The following is a 4,254-nucleotide window of genomic DNA, read 5'->3' as shown; positions in this document are numbered from 1 at the left end:
TTTTTTTAGTTTATAAATGAAATGAATTCTTTACTTCACTTCGCAAATTTGGCGTATAGTAAAACCGCAGAGAGTTGGAGTTTTTAAAATGTCGAATATATCCAATCAACTTCATGCTTTAGCAGCGTATTTTCATTAGTTTTTTCTAATACATAAATTTTAAAGTATGCACTAAAATCAGTTACCGGATACAGTATTGGATTTTTTAACTTCATTTTCCTTTCCTCTATTTGCTTTTTTTCCTTGTAAAACTGATACGCTTTTTCTTGTAAGTCCTTTGATTTACTTATTGTGAATTTTGTTTGATCAGTAATACAAGAATCTAATTTATCGATTCTAGAGTCAAAAATAAAAGTTTCTCCTCCCATATAAAAATAGATTTTATTATCAATTTCTTTTTTAGTGTCTCCTGCAGAAATATCAAAAAGCACATATTTCAAGGGTTTCTTATAATTATTCCCGCCTTTATATAAGTTAAAAAAATCACTTTCTTTGGTTTGCCCAAATATGGAAAATGAAATACATAATATTAAAATCCAAAATATTTTTTTCATGATTATTTGGTTATAAGTAAGCTGCTTTATTTATGTAGCGATTCCTAATGTGGGAAAAACATTCTTTATAAGTGTTTCTAACGTTATTTTTTCTTGATTTATACATGAAGATTACAACTATTATTGATGAAAAACCAGACTTCCGTCAAAAAATAGCCGACAGCTGGCCTGCAAGTATTGATGATGATTTTGCCAGAAAAGACTGGAACTGGAAACATAAATATGATTTGGAAACGATGACAAAAGATATGCTGGAGCATTTAAAATAATCCAGAAAAATAAGAATTTAAAAAAAGTCTAGCTTGAAAAACTAGACTTTTTTGGTTTGAGAGCAATTTAATTTACAAAATATTTATCAGTTACATTACCAATGTTTGTAATTAGTAGTAAAGAATCATTACCGAAGGAAATGTATGAGAAAGAAACATTAGTAGATTGTTGTATAAATCGATAATGTGTCATACTCATTGTTTCTTAAACAGCATTGGTGTTGGGTTTCCATTGTATTCTATTGATAAATACGTATCATTACCTACTTGAGTAATACCATTTATTGCATAGCAATATATTTTCCCTGTACTTTTTATCAATTTTAAGTATTCATATTCCGAATCAATTTTATTTCCACAAGACGTATTTGTAATTATGAAATCAGATGTGTTCAAAAGTTTACTTGCATAGTATCTTTTGCATTTACCATCTAATGAAAAAACCCAAATACTATTAGAGTCACTATCGGAAACCCATGAACCAACAATTCCGTCCTTGGTTGATTGTTGGTTGAATGAACCCTTCATTGTGAAAGAAAACACAATTACCGCGGCAAGCACAAACGCAATTGTAACTAAAAAGTTTTTTGTGGTTTTTTTCATAATTTTTTATACTCCCGCCCCCGAACGAAGTCTTTTACTTGGTTTTTGAAAACTGTTTTCCATAGTATATCAAATATACTAAAAAACATGCCTACTAAGCTCCCATACGGACTAAGCTAAGCTATTTCTTTTTAAGGATTTAAAAGAAGAACCCCTAACAATCAAATTAGTTTTAATTTCAATCGTTTTATAACTGATTTCATTATCACTATTAATTTCATCAATTAAATATTTGTTCGCTATCTCTCCAATTCTATTTCCGGGTTGATCAATCGTTGTAAGTTTAGGCTGGATGATTGTCGAGTAAACTGAATTACTAAATCCGACGACTGCAATCTCTTCGGGAATTTTTATTTTGTTTTTTTCAAAACTTGTATTGCACCCCTCTGGTGCTCGTTTGCAACGAGTATCTACTTATTTTTTAGCACTAAATATAGCGTTTATAACGCGACTCATTTACCACAATGGCTCAATATTTACCTAACTACTGATTTTTATTTACATTCCAGCTTTGAAAAAACAACACTTTTACACGTTACTTTGTTTTAATTATCCGCGTTACAAACGCTACGTTCTGTCTTTTCGATTTAAGTAGATACTCGCCGCAGGCAAGCACCAGAAAGTGAAGACAAACGAGCGCCACCGGGGCATTCACTACTATAAACGAACACTTTGGAGCGCAGCTGTAAATACAAAAGTCCTAGAGTTTATAATTTTATAAAACCCATTGGATTATTGGACGCTCCTCCTATATAAATCATTGCAAAATTATCATTGTCAACACCTAAAAATTCATAACAAAACTTATCCTCAGAATTATTTACATTAACAAGATTTAAATATTCAAATAATTCCCCTACTGGGACGATATGACCACATTGCGGTGAAGTCTTACCAAACGAATAAAAATATACTTTTAATATTTTACCATTAAGAGACTCTTCGCATTTTCCATCTGCCTTAAATTCCAAAACCCACCCTGAAGTCTCATCTGACTGCCATTTCCCAATTATATCTTGATGATTATCTAATGGCGGAGGTAAATTACGCCCTATAAAACTACAATTTATAAAATATATTATGGAAATTATTATTATGGTTCTCATATTTTTCATGTTTTTCATGTTTTTAAAATTTATATACAATTAATATTTTGCTCTGCTCTACTAAAAAGTTGATTTCTATGGTCGATTCCGTTTAATCCTCCATTTATAATTTTTGTAATATCTTCAACTGTTGAGTCATTATTAATGTTTTTGTTTATTAATACATTTTCATTGAAAAACCATAAAGCACTTATGACTGCAATCTTATGATCGCTCGCTACTAAATTTGGATTATTTAATATATCCGTATTTTCATCATAATTTGTTTTGTAAAACTCATTAAATAAAGTGTAGTTTGTTTTTCCTGTTAATTGAATTATACCTCTTCCTCTATAATTATACCCGTCATTTTCTGCGATATTACCATTTCTATGACCATAAACATAATTAGCAAATTTTATCTTATCGACATAATAGATGCCATTCACAGGTTCTGTTCTCTTAAAATCGCTAGGGTTCATTTTTTTCGAATCTAAAGTAGGTGCTAAAATAGTATTAAAATATTTTTTGAAATTTTTAGAATTTGTACCTAAATTAGAAATTTGATAATTTAGGTTTTCTTCAAAGGCACTGAACTCTCTACCTGCATAATTTGTACTCTCATGTCCAGCTTGAGCTAAAAAGTGTTGTAATTTTTCTTTTGTATCTATACCAAAATCCTTGCCATATTTATTTATGGCATCTGCAATTTCTTGTAGTTTGCTATCATCAGTATTTGGAAAAACTTTCTTCAAGTCTTCTTTTTTAGTGTCACAGGGTGTAACACATTCATTTTTGCTGTTTTTTACTTGCCCTACAGGACATTCATCATAAAGATCCTCATGGGTAGTTACCATATAAGGTACGTGATGGTAGTCTGCATCTGTTCCGCAAGGATAAGGGACACTCATGTATGTACGTGTAGTAGTGAGTGTAAATGTTGAATAAGAATATCCCCAATTAGTATAGGTTCCAACAATGACAGTGGGCACATAGTGACGTACTTCATGTCGATTTGTAAGTGTTAAAAACTGGGTCATGTTACAAGAAGGTAATCTACTGGTTGTTTTTTTGATACATAAAATAAATTGATGGTTTCATCAAGAGGGGTAAGATAATTATTACTGGACGGATTTGTGCTTTTCCCATTAAATACAACTAATTGACCTACTGATTTACCGTTTAATTCATAAACATTAAGAGTGCCTGTAAATTGTCCTAGATTTTGAATAGTATTAGCATATAAAGAATGATTAACACTAGAATAGGCTTCAATTAGGTAAGAATGCATCTCATCTCCTTTTTTTACGGCAATCAATCCGTATTTTAATTGCTCTTGAAATAAATTAGACGCTATGGTCGTTTGATTTATTTCAGAGATTGGAATTTCATATATGGTTAGCCCGTCTTTCTCTATTGTATTAATAGCCTCCCAATTAACAGCTACATTCTTAGCGAAATTTTGCATTTCAAATTGATCCAGTTTCAAGTCATTCTTTAATTGGCTCACAACCGAGGGAGTTGCGCTGGTTTCTAAATCCTCATTACTACAGGCACAAAATAGTAAAGCTAAGAAAATTCCTAAGTAATGGGGGGGGTAAGTATTTTTTTATCATAACTATCTGGTTAAAATAAAGCTACTTTATTTGTGAAGCTTTTGCTAATCTAAGAAAAATATTCTAAATAAAAACTACAAATGTTATCTTTTTGTTAATTTACACATTCAGATTACAACTATTATTG

The 4,254-nt window shown here is 30.7% G+C and carries 7 protein-coding genes; 1 reads left to right on the top strand and 6 read right to left on the bottom strand.

What is annotated here, in order from left to right; translation table 11 throughout:
* Window positions 1–83 precede the first annotated feature (83 nt).
* The gene (locus tag A3SG_RS0117675) at window positions 84–554 is read right to left on the bottom strand and encodes a hypothetical protein (protein WP_016991325.1); all 471 of its coding nucleotides are present in this window, start codon (window positions 552–554) and stop codon (window positions 84–86) included.
* A 104-nt stretch (window positions 555–658) separates the two neighbouring features.
* Between A3SG_RS0117675 and A3SG_RS21765 the strand changes: the two genes are divergently transcribed.
* Window positions 659–823 (top strand): hypothetical protein, encoded by a 165-nt coding sequence (locus A3SG_RS21765; protein WP_016991324.1) that lies wholly within the window; start codon window positions 659–661, stop codon window positions 821–823.
* 195 nt (window positions 824–1,018) lie between these two features.
* Here A3SG_RS21765 and A3SG_RS0117665 read toward each other — a convergent pair whose 3' ends face one another.
* The 5 genes from A3SG_RS0117665 to A3SG_RS0117650 form a co-directional block, all read right to left on the bottom strand.
* Entirely contained in the window at window positions 1,019–1,426 is a 408-nt protein-coding gene (locus tag A3SG_RS0117665) for a hypothetical protein (RefSeq protein ID WP_016991323.1), read from the bottom strand.
* Window positions 1,427–1,537: 111 nt separating this feature from the next.
* Complete coding sequence (locus A3SG_RS21415; protein ID WP_232226427.1) at window positions 1,538–1,762, bottom strand: substrate-binding domain-containing protein; 225 nt, start codon at window positions 1,760–1,762, stop codon at window positions 1,538–1,540.
* 371 nt (window positions 1,763–2,133) lie between these two features.
* The gene (locus A3SG_RS0117660; protein WP_198008537.1) at window positions 2,134–2,550 is read right to left on the bottom strand and encodes a hypothetical protein; all 417 of its coding nucleotides are present in this window, start codon (window positions 2,548–2,550) and stop codon (window positions 2,134–2,136) included.
* A gap of 11 nt (window positions 2,551–2,561) precedes the next feature.
* The gene (locus tag A3SG_RS0117655; RefSeq protein ID WP_157485545.1) at window positions 2,562–3,551 is read right to left on the bottom strand and encodes a glycoside hydrolase family 19 protein; all 990 of its coding nucleotides are present in this window, start codon (window positions 3,549–3,551) and stop codon (window positions 2,562–2,564) included.
* A complete protein-coding gene (locus A3SG_RS0117650; protein ID WP_157485543.1) occupies window positions 3,548–4,021 on the bottom strand; it encodes a hypothetical protein in 474 nt (157 codons plus the stop codon). The genes A3SG_RS0117655 and A3SG_RS0117650 overlap by 4 nt, the downstream gene beginning before the upstream one ends.
* Between the last annotated feature and the right edge of the window lie 233 nt (window positions 4,022–4,254).

The organism is Flavobacterium sp. ACAM 123, assembly GCF_000264055.1.
Taxonomy (GTDB): domain Bacteria; phylum Bacteroidota; class Bacteroidia; order Flavobacteriales; family Flavobacteriaceae; genus Flavobacterium.
The sequence above is the reverse complement of the archived record's forward strand: the minus strand, read 5'-3'. Positions and strand labels throughout refer to the sequence as shown.

Coding starts and splice junctions, on each gene's coding strand:
- A3SG_RS0117660 (WP_198008537.1), bottom strand. CDS start 2,550: ATGAAAAACATGAAAAATATGAGAACCATAATAATAATTTCCATAATA.
- A3SG_RS21765 (WP_016991324.1), top strand. CDS start 659: ATGAAGATTACAACTATTATTGATGAAAAACCAGACTTCCGTCAAAAA.
- A3SG_RS0117665 (WP_016991323.1), bottom strand. CDS start 1,426: ATGAAAAAAACCACAAAAAACTTTTTAGTTACAATTGCGTTTGTGCTT.
- A3SG_RS0117655 (WP_157485545.1), bottom strand. CDS start 3,551: ATGACCCAGTTTTTAACACTTACAAATCGACATGAAGTACGTCACTAT.
- A3SG_RS0117675 (WP_016991325.1), bottom strand. CDS start 554: ATGAAAAAAATATTTTGGATTTTAATATTATGTATTTCATTTTCCATA.